The sequence below is a fragment of the Pseudazoarcus sp. NS36 genome (genome assembly GCF_059703705.1).
The window spans coordinates 1-25,236 of record NZ_BAAKJA010000010.1 but is presented as its reverse complement, the minus strand read 5'-3'; the positions used below and the strand labels follow the sequence as shown (position 1 = coordinate 25,236).

Here is a 25,236-nt window from a genome sequence, read left to right as displayed (position 1 = left end):
AGTAAGGCTTGGTCGCGGTTCAGTTGTCCTGATGGCCGACGACGAGGTTAAGGTCGAGCTGCGCGTCATCATCTTCCCCGCCACGGCTCTCGCCGCGCTGGTTCTCGACGCCGAACAGATACTCGGCGGTCACGTCGCCCGTCACGTAGCAGCCGTCGAAACAGGACGTCTCGAACACCGAGATCGCCGGATTCAGGGCTGTGACCGATGCCTTCAGGTCTTCGAGATCCTGATAGATCAGGCCGTCTGCGCCGATTTCGCGGCGAATTTCCTCTTCGTCGCGATCCGACGCAATCAGTTCGCTGCGCGAAGGCATGTCGATGCCGTAGACGTTGGCATGGCGCACCGGCGGCGCGGCGGAGGCCATGTACACCTTACGGGCACCGGCCTCACGCGCCATCATCACGATCTCGCGGCTGGTCGTGCCACGCACGATGGAATCGTCGACCAGCAACACGTTCTTGCCGGCGAACTCCTGCGGAATGGTGTTGAGCTTCTGGCGTACCGACTTACGTCGCACGGCCTGCCCCGGCATGATGAACGTGCGGCCGATGTAGCGGTTCTTGACGAAACCTTCGCGATACGGGAGGCCAAGCTGACTGGCCATTTCCATGGCCGAAGGGCGGCTCGAATCCGGAATCGGAATGACCACGTCGATGTCGATGTTGGGCTGCGTGCGCTGCAGTTTGCGCGCCAGGAATTCACCCATCTTCACGCGAGACTCATACACCGAAATGCCGTCGATGATGGAATCCGGGCGGGCCAGATACACGAACTCGAACATGCACGGCGCCTGCACCGTGTGCGGCGCGCACTGACGGCTCTTGAAGTTGCCGTCCAGGTCGATCAACACGGCCTCGCCCGGCGCCACATCACGCACCGTGCGATAGCCCGTGACGTCGATGGCCACCGACTCGGAGGCCACCATCCATTCCGTGCCCTCGGCCACGTCGCAACGTCCTACCACCAGCGGACGGATGCCGTGCGGATCGCGGAAGGCCAGCAGACCATAGCCGGAGATCATGACCACCGCGGCATAGGCGCCACGACAGCGACGGTGCACGTTGGCCACGGCACGAAACACTGCCTCGTCATCCAGCTTGAAGCCGTTGGCGGCGGCCTGCAGTTCGTGCGCCAGCACGTTGAGCAGCACCTCGGAATCCGAATTGGTGTTGATGTGACGCAGATCGGACAGGAACAGCTCGCGCTTGAGCTCTTCGGCATTGGTCAGGTTGCCGTTGTGCGCCAGCAGCAGGCCGAACGGCGAATTGACGTAGAACGGCTGCGCCTCGGCCGGATTACAGGCCGAACCGGCGGTCGGGTAACGCACGTGTCCGATACCCCAGTCACCCACGAGGTTACGCATGTTGCGCGTACGGAAGGCATCACGCACCAGGCCGGGCCCCTTGTGCATGTAGAACTTGCCACCGTCCGAGGTGGCAATGCCGGCCGCATCCTGGCCGCGATGCTGCAACACCATCAGGCCGTCATACAGCAACTGATTGACCGGCGACTTCGCGACGACCCCTAAGATTCCGCACATGGAGCAAACACCTATCTGAACCGAATTCTCTCGGCGACCACATCCGGCAGCCACGGCTTGGATGCCACGACTGCCGTCTCGAGCGGCGGCGCGAACAGCGAATTTTCCCACCAGGGTTCCTTCGCCATACCGAGCATGCCACCCACCAACACCAACACAAACGCAATTGCCAAGCCTCTGGCAACTCCAAAAAACGTCCCGAACATCCGGTCTGCGGGCCCCAGGCCTGCGGCCCTCAACAACTCCCTCAGGAGAAAGCGCAGCACCGCCGCGAGCAATAGTACGCCGATGAAAATCAGCGCGAAACCAGCCACTTGGCGCCACGCCGGCTCGGCAATCTGGGCCTCCAGCAAGCTGGCGACCTCGGACGCGTACAGCCACGCGGCCCCCAGAGCGACTACCCAGGCCAGCAACGCAACGACCTCGCTGACCAGACCACGCCACAGCCCGACCAGCGCGGAAAGCACGACGATGACCAGCAGAACGTAATCGAGAACGGTCATTCAGTTGTCAGCGCGTCGTCACGACGCCATCAAACGAAGCGCCACGCAGGCGCGCAATCGTGGATTCAGCTTCGGCACGCGACGCGAAGGGGCCCATTCTCACACGGCTCACGCCGCCGGCCGTCTCGACAAAACTCGCAAAACCCTTTGCCGCCAGATCCATCTGACGTGTGCGCGCCTTGGTGTCATCGCTGAAGGCACCGATCTGCACCAGAAACTGCACTGACTCCTCTGGCGCTGGACGCCCCTCAAGAATCGCGCGGGCGCGTCGCGCCTCGGCACTTTCCTCGGGTATGGGTTGCGGCTTGGGTGCTGCCTGCGTGGGGGCCTGGACCGGCGCGGGCTTTGTCGGCGCAGGCTCAGGTTTCGGTTTCGGCTCTGCCGGCACAGGCTTGGCAACCGGAACGGAAGGCGCGACTTGAACTGCGGGCGCGGGAGCCGGCGGCTCAACCACTGCCGGAGCCGCAAGCTCGGCCGGCGCCTCGGCCACTGGCTCGGCGATGGGTTCGCGGGAACCGATCGGGCGTGCATCAACGGTACGGTCAGGAATCGTGACCTGAATGTCACTGACAGGCGGAATCGGCTCTCCGTCCATCACCATCGGCAGGACGATGGCGGCGATCAGCGCGAGCGCAGCAGCGCCTACCAGACGGCGGCGCGAGCGTTTCTTGAGTTCGAGGTTGTCGTTATCGGACACGCAGAACACCCGCCTCAGGGCACTCGATGACGGCCATGACACCGGACACGGTCATGAAGGAACCGAAGGCTGCAATTCTATCATTCTCATCGGCACTTTTCCGCGCCGCGAGATACGCCTCTGCGGGGCTGTCGAAACACATGATCTCGCCCTTGGCCCCACCAGCACGCACCCGCTCGGCAAGTGCCTGTGCGGTCAATCCACGAGGGCCTTCGAGCGAACACAGATACCAGTGATCGATCCGTTCACGCAGGCGCTCGACCACGCCTTCGACGTCTTTGTCTGCATACATGCCCAGCACCGCTCGGGTCTCGGGAAAGAAGCCCATTCCGAACAGGTTCTCGGCCAGCACTCCGGCAGCCTGCACGTTGTGTGCAACATCGAGCACGACCGCCGGTCGGCCCGGCAAGACCTGGAAGCGGCCCGGCAGCTCGACGTGCATGAAGCCTTCGCGCACCGCCTGCATGGCCACCGGAAAGTGATCGCGCAGACAATCAAGCGCCGTCAGTACCGCCGCGGCATTCAACAACTGATTGGCACCGCGCAACGCCGGATAACCCAGGCCACCCCGCCGCACGCGCCCACCTTCGGTCTGCCCGGGCTGTTCCAGACGCCACCAGGCCCATTGCTGCCGATCACCGGAACATCCGAAATCGCGGCCACTGACCCAAAGCTGCGCGCCAATGGCGGCTGCATGATCGAGCAGCGACATCGGTGGCTGCGGGTCTCCGCAGATGGCCGGACGGCCCGCGCGAAAGATGCCGGCCTTCTCGAAACCGATCTGCTCCCGTGTGTCGCCGAGATAGTCCTGGTGATCCATTGCCACGCCCGTGACGATGGCGCAGTCCGGCTCGATGGCATTGACGGCATCGAGCCGCCCGCCCAGCCCGACTTCGAGAATGGCCACGTCCACGTTCTCACGGCACAGCAGCCACCACGCGGCGAGCGTGCCGTGCTCGAAGTAGGTCAGCGCCACAGCGCCACGAGCCGCTTCGACGGCATTGAAGGCCTCGACCAGCGCCGCATCGGTGGCTTCACTGCCGTCGATGCGCACGCGCTCGTTGTAGCGCAGCAAATGCGGGGATGAATACAGGCCGGTGCGATAGCCACCTGCACGCAGGATGGCCTCGAGCATGGCGCAGGTCGAACCCTTGCCATTGGTGCCACCGACGGTGATGACTCGCGGGCGCGAGGCGCACTGCATCGCCTGCAGCACGACGGCGACCCGCTCCAGACCGAGCTGTATGGCCTGCGTGTGACGCGATTCGAGCAGCCCGAGCCAATCGTCGAGCGTGCCGGGATGATTCATGAGTGGATCGCCCGTCAGGCCTCCAGCGCGGGCTGACGCGTGAGCAGCGCAATGACGCTGGCCAGTGCAGCACGCATTTCACGACGATCGACGATCATGTCGATCGCGCCCTTCTCGAGCAGGAATTCCGAACGCTGAAAGCCTTCCGGGAGTGTCTCCCGCACGGTCTGCTCGATCACGCGCGGGCCGGCAAAGCCGATCAGCGCGCCCGGTTCGGCGATGACCACGTCGCCCATGAAGGCGAAACTGGCGGACACGCCGCCCATGGTGGGGTCAGTCAGCACCGTGATGAAGGGCAGACGACGACGCGACAGACGCGTCAGGCCGGCATTGGTCTTGGCCATCTGCATCAGCGAGAACAGGCTTTCCTGCATGCGCGCACCACCCGATGCGGTAATGCAGATGAAGGGAGCGCGCAATTCCTCGGCAGCCCGCACACCGCGCATGAAGCGCTCGCCGACCACCGAACCCATGGAGCCGCCCATGAACTCGAACTCGAAGCAGGCCACCACCACCGGCAGGCCCTGGATGGTGCCGCGCATGACGATCAGCGCATCATCTTCACCCGTATCCCGCGTGGCGGACGACAGCCGCTCGGTGTACTTGCGCGAATCCTTGAACTTGAGCGGATCAACCGGCATGACCGACATACCGACATCGCTGCGCCCTTCTGCGTCAAGCAACCGGTCGAGGCGGTCACGCGCACGGATGCGCTGGTGATGGCCACACTTCGGACACACCGAATGATTGGTATCCAGATCGGCACGGTACAGCACGGCCTCACAGGCCGAACATTTGCTCCACAGGCCTTCCGGAATGGACTTCTTGGCAATACCGCCCTTGTTGATGCGCGGCGGAAGCAGCTTGGTCAACCAGCTCATTGGGCTACCTTTTCAAGTGCGTCGAGAGCATCGCGCAGACCACGCACCAGCGCAGTGACGCGTGCGGCGACCTCTTCGACAGGACTGTTTTCAATTTCTTCGATGATGCGGCTACCGACCACGACGGCATCGGCAAACTCGCCGACTCGACGGGCCGATTCGGCATCACGGATGCCAAAGCCGACTCCGATCGGCAGACCGACACGGTCACGGATCAGGGCGACGCGATCACGCACTTCGTCAAAATTGACCGCCCCTACACCGGTGACGCCCTTCAGCGAGACGTAATAGATATAGCCACTACCCGCTTCGGCGACATCACTGAAGCGCTGCTCGGACGACGTAGGTGCCAGCAAAAAGACCGGATCAAGCCCGGCCTCACGCACCGTCATGGCGAACTCGCGGCACTCCTCGGGCGGATAATCCACCACCAGCACGCCATCGACTTCGGCCGCCTTCGCGCGCTCGACAAACTTCGGCACACCCATCGCCTCGATCGGATTGGCATAGCCCATCAGCACCACCGGGGTCCGGCTATCGGTCTGACGGAACTCGCTGACGATCTCGATGACCTTGCGCAGGCTCATCCCACGCTCCAGAGCACGCTCGGAAGCACGCTGGATGGTCGGGCCATCTGCCATCGGGTCGGAAAACGGAACCCCCAGTTCGATGATGTCGGCGCCACCGGCAACCAGCGCATGCATCAACGGCACGGTGAGCTCTGGCGAGGGATCGCCTGCCGTAATGAACGGGATCAGCGCTCGACGGCCGCCTTCCTTCAACTCTTTGAATACGTTCTGGATTCTGGACATGGTCTACAAAAATAAACGGGCCGCAAACGGCCCGGTGGAATCAGAGGGTCATGCCCGAACGCTCAGCGACGGTATGCATATCCTTGTCGCCGCGGCCGGACAGGTTCACGAGCAGAATCTTGTCCGCGTCAAGCGTGGGCGCCAGCTTCATCGCGTAGGCGATGGCGTGCGAGCTTTCCAGCGCCGGAATGATGCCTTCGACGCGGCACAGCGCATGAAAAGCCTCCAGCGCCTCAGCATCGGTAATGCCGACATATTCGGCGCGCTGGCTATCCTTCAGCCATGCGTGCTCGGGGCCAACGCCCGGATAGTCGAGGCCAGCAGAAATCGAGTGTGTTTCGATGATCTGGCCATCCTCGTTCTGCAGCAGATACGTACGGTTACCGTGCAGCACGCCAGGACGACCGGCCGTAAGGCTGGCCGAGTGACGCCCGGTAGCGATACCGTCGCCAGCCGCCTCGACGCCAACCAGGCGCGCCGAAGGCACTTCCAGATACGGGTGAAAGATGCCCATGGCGTTGGAGCCGCCACCGACACAGGCGATGACGTAATCCGGATGGCGCCCCGTCAGATCCGGCACCTGGGTCAGACATTCCTTGCCAATCACCGACTGAAAGTCGCGCACCAGCATCGGATACGGGTGCGGGCCCGCCACCGTGCCAATGATGTAGAACGTGTTTTCGACGTTGGTGACCCAATCGCGCATGGCTTCGTTGAGCGCGTCCTTGAGCGTGCGCGAGCCGGATTCGACTGGCACCACGGTAGCGCCCAGCAGCTTCATGCGATACACGTTGGCGGCCTGACGCTTGACGTCTTCGGCGCCCATGTAGACCACGCACTCCATGCCATATCGCGCGGCGACAGTAGCGGTTGCGACGCCGTGTTGTCCGGCCCCGGTTTCGGCGATCACGCGCGGCTTGCCCATGCGGCGCGCCAGCATGGCCTGGCCGATGCAGTTGTTCACCTTGTGCGCGCCGGTGTGGTTCAGATCCTCGCGCTTCAGATAGATGCGCGCGCCGCCGCACTTGGCCGTCAGCCGTTCGGCAAAATACACGGGGCTCGGGCGCCCGACGTAGTGCTTGAGCTCGTACTCGAACTCGGCCATGAAGGCCGGGTCGCGCTGAGCCTCGTCATACGCCTGACGCAGTTCGGCCAACGCCGGAATCAGGGTTTCCGAAACGAAAGCACCGCCGTAGGGGCCAAAGTGGCCACTGGCGTCCGGAAACGAATAGGGAGTGTCAGCCATCTGCATTACGAACTCCAGCAATGAACGCCGCGATGCGCGCCGCGCTCTTGATACCCTTGTCTACTTCCACACCACTCGACACGTCCACCGCCCACGGGTGAATGTGGCGTATGGCCTCACCAACATTGTCGGCATCCAGCCCACCCGACAGGATCAGGCGACGCCGATCCATCGAATCAGGGATCAGAGACCAGTCGAAACGGTGACCGGTTCCGCCATAAGCTTCGGAAAAAGCATCCAGCAGGATGCCTGAAGACGAGCGGTGCAAAGATGCGAATTCTAACAGATCGAACCCCGCCCGAACCCGCGCCGCTTTGAACCACGGGCGGCCATAGCGGGCGCAATCCTCTCCCTGCTCGTCACCGTGAAACTGCAATGCGTGCAGCGGCACCTGTGCCAGCACATCACGCACGAAGGCCTGTTCGGCATTCACGAACAAGCCGACGACACTGACAAAAGGCGGCACCCGTCGCGCAAGCCGGGCGGCCAGCACAGGGGACACGAAGCGCGGACTATGCGGATAGAACACAAGCCCGATCGCGTCGGCGCCCGCATCGACGGCGGCATCAACGTCTTCGGGGCGAGTCAGGCCACAGATCTTGATACGGGTACGGGACATTCAGACAACCGGAAAGCGGGGCATGGCGATGATACGCCCATCCCCCGGCAGCGGCCATCCGGCCGGGTAATCGACTCCACACAGGTAGAGCCCGCCCGCCGGAAAGGTCGGCGCGGCCACGCTGCGATCACGCGCTGAGAGAACCTCTGCAATCCACTCCGGCGGGCGCGTGCCTTTACCCACCATGACGAGGGCCCCGACCAGATTGCGGACCATGTGATGCAGAAATCCATTGGCGTGGAAATCAAACAGCAAAAAGTCACCGTCACGCTGCACACGAGCCTCATGCATCAGTCGCATCGGCGTTTTCCCCTGGCAGCCCGTCGCACGAAATGACGTGAAATCGTGCCAACCGAGCAAGGCCTGCGCCGCCTCATCCATTCTTGCGGCGTCAAGCGGCAGATGGAACCAGCCAACCCGCCCCGCCAGCAACGCCGGCCGCGTGCGCGAAACATGCAGCACGTATCGGTAGCGACGCGCCATCGCAGAAAAGCGGGAGTGAAAATCGTCATTCACCGGCTGCGCCCAACGCACTGTAACAGGTACGTTCAGATGGGCGTTGACCCCACGCACCCATGCATTGAGGGGGCGCTCTGCATCACAGTCGAAATGCGCCACCTGCGCTGTCGCATGCACACCGGTGTCGGTCCGCCCGGCGCAATGCAGCCGGATCGGCTGGCCCGCAATGGCGGAAATCGCCCGCTCCAGATGATCCTGCACCGTGCGCCCGTGCTGCTGACTCTGCCAGCCTTCGAATGCATCACCTGCATACTCGACGCCCAACGCAATCCTCACGACAGTCCCCACCACACCCAACTCACCATGGCGATGAGCAACAAGCCGACGACACAGCGGTCCACCGCCTTGAACGGCTCCTTGCCAACTTCAATCTGCTCATGCAGATCGTTGCTGTCATCGCGAATCCACTCCTGCCACTTAGGCGGTTTCTCAGCCTCGACAAGCCGCAACACCAAAAGCGTTCGCACTGCCACCCGATCCGCCGGGAAACCTATGACTCCGAAAGGACGCATCAAGGCGTGAATGGCGCCGACCAATCGCTGGGGAGGCATGCGCTCGAGCAGCAGCGAAACCAGCAGCACCACGACCAGCACCCGGGCAGCATGCTCGTAAGCCAGCAGCACGCCTTCGCGTGACGGACTCAGGCGCGGCCAGTCAACCAACAGGGCCTCTCCCGGCGTAAAGCCTGCAAACAGGATGACGATGGCGATCACGATGAAGCGCACACGCCGCACCAGGCGAACGCTGCGCTGAGGCGCCAAGAGCGCGCCCAGCAGCGCGCACAGGCACAGCGCAGCGGTGAGTGGCAGCACCCCAAAAAACTGAAGGCCCGCGACGACGACGAGCCAGAGAAAGACCTGCAGACCGGAATGCATGTAAACGAATCAGCCGGCGGCGCCGAATCCTCGGACACCGCCGGCAGCAAGATTGCAAAACCTCATGCGAGGCGTTCGAGCATGCGCTGGGCTTCCTCACGCTGCTCATCGGAACCGTCTTTGACGACTTCCTCAAGCAACTCGCGGGCGCCTTCGCGATCTCCCATTTCATCGTAGGCACGGGCGAGTTCGAGTTTTGTCTCCATCTCGCGCTGCACGTCCTGCGCATCAAACTGCGGCACAGCAGCCGACTCGTCAACATCACCATCCGCAGCCATCTGGGCCTGCGCTGGTTCATCGACCGGAGGCGCCATTTCAGCCTCCGGCGTGGCCGGCAAATCGAGATCAAGATCGATCGACGTCAGGTCCATGCCCTCCGAAGCATCCGGCTTGACGGACGGGGGCGGCGTCAGATCGAGATCAAAATCAAGCAGATTTGCGTCGAACTCGGTCCGCTCGAGGTCCATCACTGTTTCTTCTTCCTCGACCGGCTCATCGACGACAGGATCCGGTTCAATCTCAGCCGGAGACTGCGACTCTGGGGCAGATTCAGCAGAACTCACCTCCTCGCCCAAATCGAGGTCGAAGCTCATCGCATTGTCGTCTTGTGCGGGCACCTCGGCAGCCGGTTCCGCAGGCGCCTCTGAACCCACCTTACCGAGATCGTCAAAATCGAAGTCCAGCGCCGGCGATTCCTCGGCCGCAGCGCTCTCAGGACTTTCCAGACCATCGTCAGTCACGACACCAGACAGACCCTGATCCGCCTGAGGCCCCAGATCAGGCAGATCCAGCTCACTCTGATCCAGACCAATCTGCGTATCCTCAAGCTTGCGTGCCTCTGCCCCCGAAGCCGAGGCAGCCACCCCGGCAGCCGCAAAGGAAGCACCTGCACCACTTGCTGCCGCACCGCCAGACTCTGCATACAGGGGGTTTTCGGGATCGAGTTTGCGACCCATCGAAGCAGCCTTCTGCCAGTCACCACCCTCCCCGCCAGTACGGGAATACAGATCGGTGGCGATCACTTCGAACTGACGACGATCGCCCCGTTGCACGTACACTTCAAGCAATTTGAGGTAGATAGCGTGCCGCGATGCATCCACCTTGAGGGCATCGAGCAGAATCTCTTCAGCTTGGGCATCGCGCCCGTAGGCCAGATAGACATCCGCCTCGGCAACGGGATCTACCCCCTCGTCGGCATCAATGGCAGACAGGCCGGTCTGGCTGAAGTCGGTATCCATGACACTGGTGTTGCTGTCGGTGTCGACACTCTCACCACCGGGCTGACTGACCACCGACAGAGGCTCCTCCGGCTCACTCAAGCCTTGCGGCGCGACACTGTCGAAGTCCTGCGCTTCACGACGCCGACGAGCCACACGCAGCCCAAGCAATGCCAGCAGGCCGATTACCAAAGCACCAACCGCGAGCAACAGCGGATTGGCCGTAATGCGCTCCATCAACCCCGGTTCGTATACCGGCATCGCGGGCGGGGGCGCAGGAGGTGCAGGAGCAACCGTGGGCGCCGGAGCAGGAGCAGGACTCGTCGCTTCATTCGGGGCAGCGGCAGCATCCGGTGCGGACTCGCCTGCCGGCGCTTCGTCTGCCTGCAGGCGAGCAATCACGGAATCACGGATATCGATGATGCCTTGTTGATCCGAAACGGTCTGTTCAAGCTCTGCAAGACGCGAACGCATTTCTTCGACTTCGCGCTTCAAGACATACATGTCTTCTTCAGCAAGTGTCGCGGAGCGCTCTGCGCCGTCCACTGCGACCGGACCGCTGGCGCCACTCTCGACCGGACTACGGGTGCCCGAAACCTGCACCTGGTCCACAGGCCTCTCTTCCCGCACGATCTCTTCCACGCGGGGTTCGACACGGCCGGTACTCTCGCGAGAAGCTTCTGCTTCCCGCTGCGGGGCACGCGCCGAAACAGCCGCGGCCACACGGTTGCGATAGGCCTCGAATTCAGCGGATTGCGCCTGCACTTCACGCCGCGCCTCCTCCGCCGAGATAGCAGCAACCGAAATCTCGTCCGGAATGCTCAGAGACTCACCGGCACGCAATCGATTGATGTTTCCACCAGCAAATGCATTAGGGTTTTCGCGCAGCAGTGCGATCAGCATCTGCTCAAGTTGCGCATTGGCCGGAAGATAATCAAGCGCAATGCGATGCAATGTTTCACCTCGGCGTACGACATGCTGCGCATCGCCCGACATCGCTTGCGCGCCTCGAGAAGCGGCGGCAGAACGCGTCGGCGCTGCAGCCACGGGAGCCGGACGCATATCAACCGGATCGAGCAGGAATGTGTACTCGCGCAGCAGGCTTCCGGAAGCCCAGCGCAGCTCTACGAGTACGTCCATGAACGGCTCGTTGATGACACGGGAACTGCTGAGGCGAATTACCGAGCGGCTACCGCGGCGCTCCACCTTCAACTCAAGCTCGGACATCAGCGCCGAATACTCGAGATTGGCGCGCTTGAAAGCTTCAGGTGAAGGCACGAATGCCGACATGCCATCGAGCTCTTCAGGGGTAGCGTGAAGTTCTATTTCCGCCCGCAAAGGTTGGCCGAGGGCGCTGAAAACATTGATCCCGCCAAGCCCCGCAGCATTTGCCTGAAAAGGCATCACAGCGGCAATGGCAGTCGCAAGAACGGTGAGCTTGAGCGATTTTTTCATAGCGGTCGTCGTGTGAAGCACCCGGTAGAAGAAAAGACGGCCAGGGGGCGGAACCCGCGCGGATATGCCTATATAAGCGGCATGTTCAGCGCAATCTAGCATCTTCTTTAACTTCGCGCAGCAACTTGCGCTTCCAATTGGCATTTTCAGCAGAAAGTGCCACACGGAAACCACACTGCGACCATGAGAGCGGGAGCAAACCGACCGACTGCTCCCGCCTCACTACGACTCTTCAACGGCCGAGCAGAATGCCGAGCATACGACGCAAAGGTTCGGCCGCACCCCACAAAAGCTGATCGCCAACCGTAAACGCGCCAAGATATTCCGGCCCCATCGCCATCTTGTGCAGACGACCGACCGGAATGGACAGCGTGCCCGTAACCGCCGCCGGGGTCAGCTCCCGTTCGGTGATCTCACGCTCATTCGGAACGACCTTCACCCATTCGTTTGCATTCGCGATGATGGCGCTGATCTCATCAAGCGGAACGTCCTTCTTCAGCTTGATCGTCAGCGCCTGCGAATGGCAGCGCATGGCGCCAATACGCACGCAAAGCCCATCAATAGGCACGCTGCCGGCACTGCGGAACGGCGGATTGCCGAGGATCTTGTTGCACTCGGCGCCGCCTTTCCATTCTTCCTTGGATTGGCCGTGCTCAACCGGCACGTCGATCCAGGGAATCAGGCTGCCGGCCAATGCCGCCCCCCGGAAGTTCTGTACCGGGAATTCGGACGAGCGCATGGTCTCGATGACCTTGCGATCAATGTCGAGAATGGCAGAGCGCGGATCAGCCAGTTCATCGGCCACGGCATCACGCAGCATGCCCATCTGCGAGATGAGGTCACGCATGTTCTGCGCGCCAGCACCCGAGGCCGCCTGGTAGGTCATGGCCGAAATCCATTCAACCAGACCAGCCTTGAACAGCCCGCCCAGCCCCATCAGCATCAGCGACACTGTGCAGTTCCCGCCGATCCAGTTGCGCCCGCCCTTGGCCAGCGCCGCATCGATGACATGGCGGTTAACCGGATCGAGGATGATCACGGCGTCATCCGCCATGCGCAGCGCACTGGCAGCATCAATCCAGTGACCATCCCAACCCGCGGCGCGAAGCTTGGGGAAGACTTCCTTGGTGTAGTCGCCACCCTGACAGGTAATGATGATGTCGCATGCGGCCAGCGCCTCGACGTTCATCGCATCCTGCAGCGGCAATGCCACTTCCTTGCCACCGAACACCGGAGGCTTGCCACCCGCGTTCGATGTCGAGAAATAGACCGGCTCGATGCGGGCGAAATCACCCTCCTCTTCCATGCGCTGCATCAGCACCGAACCCACCATGCCGCGCCAGCCGACCAGACCCACCTTGTTCATTTCACTTCCCCTGCTTGTTCGTTTTGCTCCGGATTACAGTGCTGCAAGTACGGCATCGCCCATCTGGCTGGTGCCAACACGCGTCATGCCCGGCTCGAAGATGTCACCGGTACGATAGCCTTGCGACAATACCTTCTTGACCGCGTTCTCGATATGACGCGCCTCATCTTCCATCGCAAACGTGTAACGCAACATCATCGCGGCGGAGAGAATGGTGGCCAGCGGGTTCGCGAGCCCCTTGCCGGCGATGTCCGGCGCCGAGCCATGCGACGGCTCATACATGCCCTTGCCGTTCTCGTCGAGCGAAGCGGACGGCAGCATGCCGATCGAGCCGGTCAGCATCGCGGCTTCGTCCGACAGGATGTCGCCAAACATGTTTCCGGTAACGATCACGTCGAACTGCTTGGGGTTGCGCACCAGCTGCATGGCTGCGTTGTCGACGAGCATGTGCAACAGCTCGACGTCCGGATACTCGGAGGCCAGCTCGATCATGACTTCACGCCACAACTGGGAGGTTTCCAGCACGTTCATCTTGTCGACCGAGCACAGGCGCTTGTTGCGCTTGCGGGCAGCTTCAAAGGCCACGCGGCCGATGCGGCGAATCTCGCTCTCCGAGTAGTGCATGGTGTTGAAGCCATAGCGCTCGCCGTTGCGCATCTCGATGGCGCGCGGCTGACCGAAGTAGATATCGCCGGTCAGCTCACGCACGATCAGGATGTCCAGACCGGCAACGATATCGGGCTTGAGCGACGACGCATTGGCCAGCTCCGGATACAGGATCGCCGGGCGGAAGTTCGCAAACAGGTTCAGATCCTTACGGATGCGCAGCAGACCGCGCTCCGGGCGCTGTTCACGCGGGTGGTTGTCCCACTTCGGGCCGCCGACCGCACCCAGCAGGATGGCGTCGGCCTCTTTGACCAGCTTCTGTGACGCTTCCGGCAGCGGATCGCCGCTGGCGTCCACTGCGCAGCCGCCAACCTGGGCCTCTTCGAATTCCATCTTGAGGTCGAGCGCCTTCAGCACACGAACCGCCTCAGCCATGATCTCCGGGCCAATCCCGTCGCCCGGGGCAATGCAAATCTTCATTGAAACCATCTCCAGTCGTCCGAACCCGAAGGTTCAGGAAAAGTAATACGGATGCTCGGCGCGTCGGCGCGCCTCGAATGTCTTGATTTCGTCTGCATGCAGCAAGGTCAGACCGATATCGTCCCAGCCGTTGAGCAGACATTCCTTGCGAAACGCATCCACCTCGAAAGCGATCTGTTCGCCATTCGGGCGCGTGATGGTCTGCGTGGCCAGATCGACGACCAGCCGATAGCCCTCGATCGCCTCGCACTCGCGGAACAGTACATCCACCGTCTCGGCCGACAGCACGATCGGCAACAGTCCGTTCTTGAAACTGTTGTTGAAAAAGATATCGGCAAAGCTCGGCGCAATGATGACCCGGAAGCCGTAATCCTCCAGCGCCCACGGGGCATGCTCACGCGAGCTGCCGCAACCGAAGTTGGCGCGCGCCAGCAGCACCTGCGCGCCGTCATAGCGCGGCTGATTGAGCACGAAATCAGGATTCTTCGGCCGACCGCTGTTGTCCTGCCCGGGCTGGCCGACGTCAAGATAACGCCATTCGTCGAACAGGTTCGGACCAAAGCCGCTGCGCTTGATCGATTTTAGAAATTGCTTGGGAATGATCGCATCGGTATCGACGTTTGCACGATCGAGCGGTGCAACCAGCCCGTTGAGGGTATTGAACGGTTTCATTACTTCACTGCCTTCTGGATGGCCTCGCCACCCTTTTCGATATCCTTGCCAAGGCCCTGGACGGTATTGCATCCGGAGAGGAAAACCCCGACCGCCAGTGCCAACGACAGAAAGCGCATCACGTTTTTCATTTCAGTCTCCGCCCAGCTCAGTTGATCTGACGAACGTCCACGAAGTGACCACTCACAGCCGCGGCAGCGGCCATTGCGGGACTCACGAGATGGGTTCGCCCACCTGCGCCCTGCCGCCCTTCAAAATTCCGGTTCGAGGTCGAGGCACAACGCTCACCAGGCTCCAACCGATCGGCATTCATCGCCAGACACATGGAACAGCCTGGCTCACGCCATTCGAAACCGGCTTCGATGAAGATGCGATCCAGACCTTCGTCCTCGGCCTGGCGCTTGACCAGTCCCGAACCCGGCACGACCAGCACACGGCGCACGTTGTCGGCCTTCTTACGCCCCTTCACCACCTCAGCCGCTTCGCGCAAATCCTCAATCCGCGAATTGGTACAGGAGCCGATGAACACCTGATCGACCTGAATTTCGGTCATCGGCGTATTCGGGGTCAGGCCCATGTACTTCAGGGCCCGCTCGGTGCTTTCACGACGCACGGGATCCTCAATATCGGCCGGGTCAGGCACGCTTCCGCCAATGGTGGTCACCATCTCCGGGGATGTACCCCAGGTCACCTGCGGCTCAAGCTTCGCGGCATCGAGCTCAACCACCAGATCGAAGCGCGCTCCGTCATCCGAATGCAGGGTGCTCCAGTACTGCACGGCCTTGTCCCAGTCGGCGCCGGTCGGCGCGAACGGGCGTCCTTTGACGTAGTCGATCGTGATCTGATCCACCGCCACCATGCCGGCACGAGCGCCGGCTTCGATCGCCATGTTGCAGATCGTCATGCGCCCTTCCATCGAAAGCGCGCGAATCGCACTGCCGCCGAACTCAATGGCGTACCCCGTACCGCCTGCAGTACCGATCTTGCCGATGATGGCCAGCACGATATCTTTCGCCGTCACGCCGCGCGGCAATTCACCGTCAACGCGCACCAGCATGCTCTTGGATTTCTTCTGCAGCAGGCATTGCGTGGCGAGCACGTGCTCGACTTCTGACGTGCCGATACCGTGCGCCAGACAGCCGAAAGCACCGTGCGTCGAGGTATGCGAATCACCGCACACCACTGTCATGCCCGGCAGCGTTGCGCCGTTTTCGGGGCCAATCACATGCACGATGCCCTGGCGCGCATCCTTGAACGGGAAATAGGCCAGTGCGCCGACTTCGCGGATGTTGGCGTCCAGCGTTTCCACCTGCTGGCGCGAGACGGGATCCTGGATCCCCATGTCCCAATGATCGGTCGGCGTATTGTGATCGGCCGTAGCGACGATGGACTGGATGCGCCACGGTTTGCGATGGGCGAGCTTCAGCCCCTCGAAGGCCTGCGGGCTGGTGACCTCGTGCACGAGGTGGCGATCAATATAGATCAGCGCCGTTCCGTCGGCCTCTTGCCGCACAAGGTGGGCGTCCCACAATTTGTCATACAAGGTGCGCGCGTTCATGCATCTCGTTCCACGGAAAAAGTTCTTGATTATTTCACAGCGGGGCTAGGCTGACCAGATTACGCCTAGCGCTTTGCCGCCTGATACAGCGGCATTACACGCTCGCTGGCTACCGCAAGCTCACGTTGTCGCTCGGCATGCCCCGGATGCGTCGACAGCCACTGCGGCGGCCCTCCGGCAGAACGGCTGGCCATCTTGTTCCACAGCGTCACGGCCGCACGCGGATCAAAGCCCGCACGTGCGGCAAGCTCGACGCCGATTCGGTCAGCCTCGGTTTCATGCAGGCGCGAGTGCGGCAGCTCGAAGGTGACGCTCGCCACCTTGCCCATCAGATCCTGCCCTACCGCGCCGGCGCCAAGCACGGCACCAACAACCGACACGCCAATGCCTGTGGCCATCGAACGGGACACACGCTCACGCGCATGCTCGCGCAACGCATGCGCGATCTCGTGCCCCATCACAGCCGCAATCTCGTCATCGCTCAGTTTGAGCTGCTCGATCAAGCCCGAATAGATCGCCATTTTCCCGCCCGCCATGCACCAGGCGTTGAGATCGTCCGATCGGATTACGTTGGTCTCCCACTGCCACGCCAACGCATCCTGCCGAAAGGCACCGACCTGGGCGACCAGCCGCTTGGTGATACCACGCACTCGCTCAAGCTGGCGCGCATCGCGATTGAGCACCCCTTGCTCGCGCGCTTCGGCAAGCACTTCGTCGTATTGCTTGGCCGAAGCCTGCTCGATCTCGGTGGCCGACACCATCATCATCTGGCTACGATTGACGCCGATCTCGCCACCGCTGGTGGTCTGCACAGACTGGCAGCCGACGAGCCCCGCCGCCGCGGCTACACACAGCGAACTTCTCAGCATTGCCTTCATTTCCCCTCCTCTGCGTCCGGGCCGGCCTTACGCCAACCGATCATCAACCACATCAGACCGACCAAACCGAAACTCGATCCCAGCGTAAAAGTCCAGGCGGCGCCGACAGCATCCCAGCTCACGCCACTGATCAGGCCGCCCAGCATGCCGCCCGCACCAAAAGAAAGGCTCCCGTACAAGGCCTGCCCATGCGCCTGCAAACGCCCCGGGAACCAGCGATTGATCATTGCAATGGCGGCCGCGTGATAGGCACCGAAGGTCACGCCGTGCAGCAATTGGGCCAGAAGCAGCAAGGTCAGACTGTGCGCCCCCCAACCCACCATGAGAAAGCGCAACACCACCGCAGCCAACGAGAACAGCAAAATCGCACGCATGCCGAAACGTTTCGCGAGGCCCGGCATGACGAGGAACACCCCGATCTCGGCGATGACGCCCAGCGCCCACATCCACCCGATCACGGCCTTGCCGTAGCCATGCTCGGCAAGATGAATCGAGTAGAACACATACATTGCACCATGCGCTGCCGCCATGAAGAAGCAGGCGCCGAGCAAGGCCTGCACTTCGCGGCGGCGCAGGGTTTCACCCAGTCGCGCACGGCCTCGCGCGCCACGGCGCCCTTCCGCCTCGGGCAAGGCAAAGCCACACAGCACGATGCCGAAAAGAATGGCTGCAATGAAAATCAGGACGACATCGATACGCACGAAATCGAGCAGATGCCCCAAGCCGACCACGGCAACGACGAAGCCGACCGAACCCCACAGGCGGATGCGGCCATAGTGATGGCCCAGCGCCCCGAGGTGCGAAAACGTCAGGCTCTCGACCAGCGGCAGCGCGGCACTCCAGAAGAAGGCCATCAGCACCATCGCAGCAAACATGCCCGCGAACTCGGTAGTAGCAAAGAACAGGCAGAAGCCGGCCAGGCTGGCAATGGCGGACAGGCGCACGATTGGTACGCGCAGGCCGGTTCGCTCGGCGAGCCAACCCCACAGGTTCGGAGCCAGGACTCGCATGACCTGCATCACCGACATCAGCACGGCAATGTCGGTGGCGGAATACTCGAGTGACTGCAGATACAGCGTGAAGTACGGCGAGAACGCGCCGACAAAGCCGAAGTAGAAAAAGTAGTACGCCGACAGCCGCCAATAGGGAAGCATGACCGCGCGCTCAATCCTCCGTCGGCGCAGGCGGGCTTTGATGACCCTCGGGCGCGAGCCGCGGCACGACGGGCGTACTGGTGCGCACGTCCGCGCATTGCGCACGATGGCGCAACGCGTGGTCCATCAGCACGAGCGCGAGCATGGCCTCGGCGATCGGCGTAGCGCGAATGCCCACGCAGGGGTCGTGGCGACCATGGGTATTCACGACGACCGCGTTGCCCTGCTTGTCGACCGAGCGGCGATCCAGACGGATGCTCGAAGTCGGCTTGATCGCCATGCTGACGATGATGTCCTGCCCGGTAGACAGCCCACCCAGCACGCCGCCGGCGTTGTTCGACAGAAAGCCCTCCGGCACGATTTCGTCGGAATGCTCGGTGCCACGCTGCGCCACTGACGCGAAACCCGCTCCGATCTCGACGCCCTTGACGGCGTTGATGTTCATCATCGCGTAGGCGATATCAGCATCCAGCCGGTCATACACCGGCTCGCCCCAGCCAACCGGCAAACCGGTGGCGACGACATTGATACGGGCGCCAATCGAATCGCCAGACTTGCGCAGCTCGTCCATGAAGGCTTCGAGTTGCGGCACGATCTGGGCGTTGGGCGCAAAAAAGGGATTCCGATCGACCTCGGCCCATTCCACGAACGGAATCTCGAGCGGCCCGAGCGCAGCCATGTAGCCGCGGATGACAACGCCGTACTGCTCACGCAGCCACTTGCGGGCAATCGCACCGGCAGCAACGCGCACTGCCGTTTCACGCGCCGACGAGCGGCCACCACCACGATGATCACGGATGCCGTACTTCTGCCAATAGGGGTAGTCGGCATGACCGGGGCGGAAGGTTTCCGCGATGTTGCCGTAATCCTTCGAGCGCTGGTCCTGGTTGCGGATCAGCAGCGCAATCGGGGTGCCAGTCGTCTGGCCCTCGAACACGCCCGAGAGGATCTCCACTTCGTCCGGCTCGCGGCGCTGCGTAACATGACGCGACGTACCGGGCTTGCGGCGGTCCAGTTCACGCTGGATATCCTCGACCGAAATCGCGAGCCCCGGCGGACAGCCGTCGACCACGCAACCGATCGCGGGGCCGTGGGACTCGCCGAAGGAGGTAAAGCTGAAGAGCTTGCCTTGGGTATTGCCGGACATGGAGAACTCGCGCTGGCGGTCGAATCGAGGGCGCTGATTCTAACACGCCGCCAAGCACGACCTCAGGCCGGGGCGTCGCGCAACTGCCGACGAAGGATCTTGCCGACATTGCTCTTCGGGAGCTCGTCGCGGAACTCGACCCGATGCGGGACCTTGTAGGCAGTAAGGCTCTCTCGGCAGTGGGCGATGATCGCGGCCTCGGTCAAAGCCGGGTCACGACGTACAACGAAGACCTTGACCACCTCGCCGCTGCGATCATCGGGCACACCTACCGCGGCAACCTCAAGCACTCCCGGATGGCTGGCCACGACATCCTCGATCTCGTTTGGCACCACATTGAAGCCCGAAACGATGATGAGATCCTTCTTGCGGTCGACAATGGTCAGGTAGCCCTGCTCATTCATGGTGGCAATGTCACCCGTACGGAAGTAGCCGTCAGACGTGAAGGCTTCAGCCGTCTCCTCCGGACGATTCCAGTACCCGCGCATCACCTGCGGCCCACGGATACACAACTCCCCGGGCTCCCCGGTCGGCACTTCCCCACCCGCATCATCCCGGATCGACACCTCCGTTGAGGGCAGCGGCAAACCGATCGAGTGGTTGTATTGCTGAAGATCGAGCGGGTTGATGCTCACGGCCGGCGATGTCTCGGTCAGCCCGTAGGCCTCAAGCAAGACCGAACCAGTAGTCGCCTGCCAGCGTTCCGCGACCTGCCGCTGCACGGCCATGCCACCACCAAGCGTGATCTTCAGCGCAGAAAAATCTAGCTTGGCGAAATCGGGATGATTCAACAGGGCATTGAAAAGCGTGTTCACACCGGTGACAGCCGTGAAGCGGTGCTTGCGCAGTTCCTTTACGAATCCGGGAATGTCGCGCGGATTGGTAATGAGCAGATTGGTCGCGCCAAAACTCGAATAAACGAGGCAGTTCGCCGTCAGCGAAAAGATGTGATAAAGCGGCAGCGCAGTAACGATCAGCTCTTCGCCTTCCTTGATCACCGGGCGAATCCAGGCTCGCGCCTGGCTCATGTTGGCAACGATGTTGGCATGCGTCAGGACGGCACCTTTCGCGCGCCCGGTCGTACCGCCTGTGTACTGCAGGAAAGCAACGTCACCCCCGGACAGCTGATGGCGCACGAAACCTATCCTGGCGCCACGGGCAAGCGCATCATCCAGCCGCAAATACCCAGGAAGCTGCCACGCCGGAACCATCTTGCGAACATGGCGCACGGCAAAATTGACCAGAGCACCCTTCACGCTGCCAAGCAGATCACCCAGCGCAGTCACGATCACGTGCTGCAGCGGCACGGCCTGGCGCACGCGCTCCACGGTGTGCGCGAAGTTCTCCAGCACGACGAGCGCCTCGGCACCGGAATCCGTCAGCTGGTGCTCCAGCTCACGCGGGGTGTATAGCGGATTGACGTTAACCACCACACAACCGGCACGCAACACCCCGAACAATGCCACCGGGTACTGCAGAAGGTTCGGCATCATCAATGCAACGCGGGCACCGGGTTGCAGTCCGAGCTCGCCCTTCAGATAGGCCGCAAAGGCTGCAGACAGGCGATCCAGCTCGGCATAGGACAGCGCCTTGCCCATGTTGAGATAGGCCGGCTTCCCGCCAAAGCGGGACACGGACTCCTCGAACACCTCGACAATGGAAGGATGTTCCGGAGTACCGAGTTCAACCGGCATCCCCGCCGGATAACTTTGCAGCCAGATCTTCTCCATCCGCACCTCGGCAGCGGGGCGGGCTCCCCCGAATTGTGGAGTCAGCGTTCGAGCTGATCCAGCTTGTCCTTCACGGCAGCCCACTCTTCCGAATCAGGCAGCGCGTCCTTGCGTTCCACAATGGGCTTCCACTCTTTGGACAGCTCGGCATTGAGCTCGATGAAGTGCTGCTGATCCGCCGGCACATCGTCCTCGGCGAAAATCGCCTCGACGGGACATTCGGCGACGCACAGCGTGCAGTCGATGCATTCGTCAGGGTCGATCACCAGAAAGTTTGGCCCCTCGCGAAAGCAGTCCACCGGGCACACATCGACGCAATCGGTGTACTTGCAGCGGATACAGGATTCCGTCACCACATAAGTCATAGCTTTTCGTCTCCACGAATATCAGAATGCGGCGATATACTTCAAGCTTAACGCCACAAGTCGGCGAACAATATAGCCGACAGCGGCACCTTTTTGCTACGCAGACAACAAGGTTGCACGGAAATCCTTGACGTGGATTCGGCCTTGGCATAACTTTCGGCTTCAACCGGAGCACCCCTGCTCCATCAGACACCCGCCCAGCATGCCGCCCCTTCCGGATACCGGCATCTACAGATTCAATTCATAGCACTGCGGCCAGAACCCTCACGAGGAATCATGAGCGAGCATATTCAGCACGTAACCGACAGCAATTTCGATACCGAAGTCCTGCAGGAAAACCTTCCCGTTCTGGTGGATTACTGGGCTGAGTGGTGTGGCCCGTGCAAGATGATTGCGCCCATCCTTGACGATGTAGCCCAGGAATACGCAGGCCGCCTCAAGATCGCCAAGCTCAACATCGACGACAATCAGGAAACTCCCGCCAAATTCGGCATCCGCGGCATCCCGACCTTGATGTTGTTCAAGGGCGGCAATGTCGAGGCCACCAAGGTCGGCGCGCTGTCCAAATCCCAACTGACCGCCTTCATCGACAGCAACCTCTGAAATCAACACCCGGCCAGCGGTTCCCGCTGGCCTTCGTGACGCCTGTCTGCACCCTCCGGAACGCGACTTCGCCTCCCCTGCAGCGCAGGCACACCCCACCTGAAACATTCACCTACGCGCATCCGCGCTCAAATCCGCCATGCATCTATCGGAGCTCAAAGCCCTCCACGTCAGCCAGTTGCTTGAAATGGCACACTCGAACGGTATCGAAGGTGCCAACCGGCTGAAGAAACAGGAACTCGTTTTTGCCCTGCTGAAAAACCGCGCCAAAAAGGGCGAGCCAATCTATGGTGATGGTGCCCTTGAAGTGCTGCCCGACGGATTCGGTTTTCTGCGTTCGCCAGACACCTCTTATCTCGCCGGCACCGACGACATCTACGTGTCGCCGTCGCAGATTCGCCGCTTCAACCTGCACACCGGCGACACCATTGAGGGTGAAATCCGCACCCCAAAGGACGGTGAGCGTTACTTTGCGATGGTCAAACTCGACAAGATCAATGGCGAGTCTCCAGAGAACTGCAAACACAAGATCCTGTTCGAAAACCTCACTCCGCTGCATCCGAACGAGTGCTTCAAGCTCGAACGTGACATGCGCGGTGAAGAGAACATCACCGGCCGCATCATCGACATGATTGCCCCGATCGGCAAAGGTCAGCGCGGCTTGCTCGTCGCCCCTCCGAAGAGCGGCAAGACGGTCATGTTGCAGCACATCGCACACGCACTCATCTCCAACCATCCGGAAGTCGTCGTCATCGTACTGTTGATCGACGAACGCCCCGAAGAAGTCACGGAAATGCAGCGCTCGGTACGTGGCGAAGTCGTCGCATCGACCTTCGATGAACCGGCGTCCCGTCACGTCCAGGTCGCCGAGATGGTCATCGAGAAAGCCAAGCGCCTGACCGAACACAAAAAAGACGTGGTGATCCTTCTCGACTCGCTGACTCGACTCGCCCGCGCGTACAACACCGTCGTACCGGCTTCCGGCAAAGTTCTGACTGGCGGGGTGGACGCCAACGCGCTGCAGAAGCCCAAGCGCTTCTTCGGTGCGGCGCGCAACATCGAGGAAGGCGGTAGCCTGACCATCATCGCCACAGCGCTGATCGACACGGGCAGCCGCATGGATGACGTGATCTACGAAGAGTTCAAGGGTACCGGCAACATGGAACTGCACCTTGAGCGTCGCATGGCCGAAAAGCGCGTTTATCCCGCAATCAACGTCAACCGATCCGGCACGCGACGCGAAGAGCTCCTGATGAAGCCCGAGATCCTGCAAAAGGTATGGGTGCTACGCAAGCTGCTGTACGGAATGGATGACATGGACGCGATGGAGTTCCTGCTCGACAAGATCAAAGCTACCAAGAGCAACGGCGAGTTCTATGATGCAATGCGGAGAGGGTAAGAACCAGCCTCCTCACTGCTGACTTCAGGAGCACGGCGCCATGAACACCATCCAATGGCTGAGAAACCAGTCCAGTGTGTTTGTCAGCATCACCGTGCTCAGTATCGTTGGCGCCCTTTTTTTCGCATCCTGGCTCCTTTTCAGTGTTGTCCGTCCCGCCCCTCCCCGCACCGTCACAATGATGACCGGAGCCCCGGGAGGCGGCTACGCGATGTTCGGCGAGCTTTATCGGACCGCTCTCGCGCGCGAAGGCATTGAGCTGGTGCTTCGACCTTCCAGCGGCTCCATCGAGAACCTGCGTGGCCTGATGACGGAGGGAGTCGATCTCGCCTTCATCCAGAGCGGGATCGCGCATGACCCAGAATCCCGGGATCTCGTCTCCTTGGGCAGTATGTACTTCGAGCCTGTGTGGATCTTTCACCGGCTCCCTGCCCCGCTGACTCGTCTGGCGCAAATCAACGGATACTCCATCGCCACCGGGGAACCGGGCAGCGGCACTCAGTTGCTCGCGCTACAAATGCTGGCCGACAGCGGTGTCGCACTCAACAGCCCTGGGCTGAAAATGATTGGAGGGAACGAAGCCGCAAACGCCTTGCTTGAGGGAAAAATTGATGCAGCCTTCATCATTTCCGGCTCAGAATCCCCCGTCATCCAGCGCTTGCTGGGCTCACCCGGCATACATATCGCCGAACTAAAGCACACGGCGGCGTACACCAAGCGCATTCCCCACCTCGATACCGTCGTACTTCCCGAAGGCTCAATTGATCTAGTCAAAGTAAGCCCTCCCAGGGACGTCGATTTGCTCGGGGCATCAGCGAACCTCATTGCCCGCGCTGACCTGCACCCTGCAATCATCAGCTTGTTGCTCCAAAGCGCGCGTGAGATTCACGCATCGCCAGGCCTGTTCCAACGCGCTGGTGAATATCCAAGAATTGCGGGGCGCGATCTGCCGCCAAGCGATGTTGCCCAGCGACTCTATGAAAGCGGCCCACCGTTCCTGCAACGATATCTGCCTTTTTGGCTGGCCATTCTTGTAGATCGCTTGCTCGTTGCGCTCATTCCCCTGATCGCAATCATGATCCCACTGATGCGCATTCTCCCTGCCGTCTATTCATGGCGAATGCGTTCACGCATTTACCGCTGGTATGGCGAAATGAAGTTTCTTGAAGATCGGATTGATCCACACACTAGCGATGAAGAGATTTCGGAGTACCTCAAACAACTCGACCATATCGAAGAGCTTGCCAATCATCGTCGCATTCCGCTTTCATACAACAGCGAGTTATACACTTTGCGCGAACATATCCAGTTGATCCGTGAGCGGCTCTTCAAACTTCGACAAAGTCGTGCCTAGTCGTCATCGGTCTTCACGCTTGCGGTACCGCGTTCGCTGAACTGAGTTGTTCAGAGGTTGAGGCTGTAGGCGTATTGGTTTTTTTCTAATGCAGTAGACGCAAAAAAGCCCGCTTGTATGAGCGGGCTTTTTGCTTTTGGGGTTAGTCTGACGATGACCTACTTTCACACAGGTATCTGCACTATCATCGGCGCGGGCCTGTTTCACGTTCCTGTTCGGGATGGGAAGGAGTGGTTCCAGGCTGCTAT

Annotated in this window: 24 protein-coding genes and 1 rRNA gene; 3 read left to right on the top strand and 22 right to left on the bottom strand. The window is 61.3% G+C overall.

Features of this window, described 5'->3' with window-relative positions; genetic code table 11:
- Nucleotides 1-19: 19 nt before the first annotated feature.
- The 21 genes from purF to fdxA form a co-directional block, all read right to left on the bottom strand.
- Nucleotides 20-1,543 (bottom strand): amidophosphoribosyltransferase, encoded by a 1,524-nt coding sequence (gene purF, locus AC6H0R_RS14690; RefSeq protein ID WP_497582117.1) that lies wholly within the window; start codon nucleotides 1,541-1,543, stop codon nucleotides 20-22.
- A gap of 11 nt (nucleotides 1,544-1,554) precedes the next feature.
- Complete coding sequence (locus tag AC6H0R_RS14685; RefSeq protein WP_497582116.1) at nucleotides 1,555-2,046, bottom strand: CvpA family protein; 492 nt, start codon at nucleotides 2,044-2,046, stop codon at nucleotides 1,555-1,557.
- A gap of 7 nt (nucleotides 2,047-2,053) precedes the next feature.
- Entirely contained in the window at nucleotides 2,054-2,743 is a 690-nt protein-coding gene (locus tag AC6H0R_RS14680; RefSeq protein ID WP_497582115.1) for an SPOR domain-containing protein, read from the bottom strand.
- Nucleotides 2,733-4,052 carry a bifunctional tetrahydrofolate synthase/dihydrofolate synthase gene (folC, locus tag AC6H0R_RS14675; RefSeq protein ID WP_497582114.1) on the bottom strand — a complete coding sequence of 440 codons (1,320 nt, stop codon included), beginning with the start codon at nucleotides 4,050-4,052 and terminating at the stop codon, nucleotides 2,733-2,735. The genes AC6H0R_RS14680 and folC overlap by 11 nt, the downstream gene beginning before the upstream one ends.
- Before the next feature lie 14 nt (nucleotides 4,053-4,066).
- Nucleotides 4,067-4,933 carry an acetyl-CoA carboxylase, carboxyltransferase subunit beta gene (accD, locus tag AC6H0R_RS14670; RefSeq protein ID WP_497582113.1) on the bottom strand — a complete coding sequence of 289 codons (867 nt, stop codon included), beginning with the start codon at nucleotides 4,931-4,933 and terminating at the stop codon, nucleotides 4,067-4,069.
- Nucleotides 4,930-5,745 (bottom strand): tryptophan synthase subunit alpha, encoded by an 816-nt coding sequence (gene trpA / locus AC6H0R_RS14665; protein WP_497582112.1) that lies wholly within the window; start codon nucleotides 5,743-5,745, stop codon nucleotides 4,930-4,932. The genes accD and trpA overlap by 4 nt, the downstream gene beginning before the upstream one ends.
- Before the next feature lie 40 nt (nucleotides 5,746-5,785).
- Nucleotides 5,786-6,997, bottom strand: a complete 1,212-nt coding sequence (gene trpB, locus AC6H0R_RS14660; protein ID WP_497582111.1) for a tryptophan synthase subunit beta — start codon at nucleotides 6,995-6,997, stop codon at nucleotides 5,786-5,788.
- Nucleotides 6,984-7,610 (bottom strand): phosphoribosylanthranilate isomerase, encoded by a 627-nt coding sequence (locus tag AC6H0R_RS14655; RefSeq protein ID WP_497582110.1) that lies wholly within the window; start codon nucleotides 7,608-7,610, stop codon nucleotides 6,984-6,986. The genes trpB and AC6H0R_RS14655 overlap by 14 nt, the downstream gene beginning before the upstream one ends.
- Entirely contained in the window at nucleotides 7,611-8,405 is a 795-nt protein-coding gene (gene truA / locus AC6H0R_RS14650; RefSeq protein WP_497582109.1) for a tRNA pseudouridine(38-40) synthase TruA, read from the bottom strand.
- Nucleotides 8,402-9,004: a CbiQ family ECF transporter T component gene (locus tag AC6H0R_RS14645; protein ID WP_497582108.1), complete on the bottom strand. Its 603-nt coding sequence runs from the start codon at nucleotides 9,002-9,004 to the stop codon at nucleotides 8,402-8,404. Before AC6H0R_RS14645 ends, truA begins: the two co-directional genes overlap by 4 nt.
- Nucleotides 9,005-9,066: 62 nt before the next feature.
- Nucleotides 9,067-11,676 carry a motility hub landmark protein FimV gene (locus AC6H0R_RS14640; protein WP_497582107.1) on the bottom strand — a complete coding sequence of 870 codons (2,610 nt, stop codon included), beginning with the start codon at nucleotides 11,674-11,676 and terminating at the stop codon, nucleotides 9,067-9,069.
- 232 nt (nucleotides 11,677-11,908) lie between these two features.
- Nucleotides 11,909-13,042: an aspartate-semialdehyde dehydrogenase gene (gene asd / locus AC6H0R_RS14635; protein WP_497582106.1), complete on the bottom strand. Its 1,134-nt coding sequence runs from the start codon at nucleotides 13,040-13,042 to the stop codon at nucleotides 11,909-11,911.
- A gap of 33 nt (nucleotides 13,043-13,075) precedes the next feature.
- Nucleotides 13,076-14,128, bottom strand: a complete 1,053-nt coding sequence (leuB, locus tag AC6H0R_RS14630; RefSeq protein ID WP_497582105.1) for a 3-isopropylmalate dehydrogenase — start codon at nucleotides 14,126-14,128, stop codon at nucleotides 13,076-13,078.
- Nucleotides 14,129-14,161: 33 nt separating this feature from the next.
- On the bottom strand, nucleotides 14,162-14,800 hold the full coding sequence (leuD, locus tag AC6H0R_RS14625) for a 3-isopropylmalate dehydratase small subunit (protein WP_497582104.1): 639 nt from the start codon (nucleotides 14,798-14,800) through the stop codon (nucleotides 14,162-14,164).
- Nucleotides 14,800-14,931, bottom strand: coding sequence for an entericidin A/B family lipoprotein (locus tag AC6H0R_RS14620; protein WP_497582103.1), 132 nt, complete (start codon nucleotides 14,929-14,931; stop codon nucleotides 14,800-14,802). Before AC6H0R_RS14620 ends, leuD begins: the two co-directional genes overlap by 1 nt.
- Before the next feature lie 17 nt (nucleotides 14,932-14,948).
- A complete protein-coding gene (leuC, locus tag AC6H0R_RS14615; protein WP_497582102.1) occupies nucleotides 14,949-16,358 on the bottom strand; it encodes a 3-isopropylmalate dehydratase large subunit in 1,410 nt (469 codons plus the stop codon).
- Between the two features lie 65 nt (nucleotides 16,359-16,423).
- Nucleotides 16,424-17,236 (bottom strand): M48 family metallopeptidase, encoded by an 813-nt coding sequence (locus AC6H0R_RS14610; protein ID WP_497582101.1) that lies wholly within the window; start codon nucleotides 17,234-17,236, stop codon nucleotides 16,424-16,426.
- Nucleotides 17,233-18,390 carry an MFS transporter gene (locus AC6H0R_RS14605; RefSeq protein ID WP_497582100.1) on the bottom strand — a complete coding sequence of 386 codons (1,158 nt, stop codon included), beginning with the start codon at nucleotides 18,388-18,390 and terminating at the stop codon, nucleotides 17,233-17,235. Before AC6H0R_RS14605 ends, AC6H0R_RS14610 begins: the two co-directional genes overlap by 4 nt.
- 10 nt (nucleotides 18,391-18,400) lie before the next feature.
- Nucleotides 18,401-19,537 (bottom strand): chorismate synthase, encoded by a 1,137-nt coding sequence (gene aroC / locus AC6H0R_RS14600; RefSeq protein WP_497582099.1) that lies wholly within the window; start codon nucleotides 19,535-19,537, stop codon nucleotides 18,401-18,403.
- 62 nt (nucleotides 19,538-19,599) lie between these two features.
- Nucleotides 19,600-21,267, bottom strand: a complete 1,668-nt coding sequence (locus AC6H0R_RS14595) for a long-chain-fatty-acid--CoA ligase (RefSeq protein ID WP_497582098.1) — start codon at nucleotides 21,265-21,267, stop codon at nucleotides 19,600-19,602.
- A 41-nt stretch (nucleotides 21,268-21,308) separates the two neighbouring features.
- Nucleotides 21,309-21,632 carry a ferredoxin FdxA gene (gene fdxA, locus AC6H0R_RS14590; RefSeq protein WP_497582097.1) on the bottom strand — a complete coding sequence of 108 codons (324 nt, stop codon included), beginning with the start codon at nucleotides 21,630-21,632 and terminating at the stop codon, nucleotides 21,309-21,311.
- A gap of 276 nt (nucleotides 21,633-21,908) precedes the next feature.
- Here fdxA and trxA point away from each other — a divergent pair, with 276 nt between their 5' ends.
- The 3 genes from trxA to AC6H0R_RS14575 all read left to right on the top strand — a co-directional run bounded on the left by trxA (nucleotide 21,909) and on the right by AC6H0R_RS14575 (nucleotide 24,988).
- On the top strand, nucleotides 21,909-22,235 hold the full coding sequence (gene trxA / locus AC6H0R_RS14585; RefSeq protein WP_497582096.1) for a thioredoxin TrxA: 327 nt from the start codon (nucleotides 21,909-21,911) through the stop codon (nucleotides 22,233-22,235).
- Between the two features lie 139 nt (nucleotides 22,236-22,374).
- Entirely contained in the window at nucleotides 22,375-23,634 is a 1,260-nt protein-coding gene (gene rho / locus AC6H0R_RS14580; protein ID WP_497582095.1) for a transcription termination factor Rho, read from the top strand.
- 40 nt (nucleotides 23,635-23,674) lie between these two features.
- Entirely contained in the window at nucleotides 23,675-24,988 is a 1,314-nt protein-coding gene (locus AC6H0R_RS14575; RefSeq protein WP_497582094.1) for a TAXI family TRAP transporter solute-binding subunit, read from the top strand.
- A gap of 145 nt (nucleotides 24,989-25,133) precedes the next feature.
- Here AC6H0R_RS14575 and rrf read toward each other — a convergent pair.
- Nucleotides 25,134-25,236 (bottom strand): 5S ribosomal RNA (gene rrf, locus AC6H0R_RS14570); the annotation flags it as partial.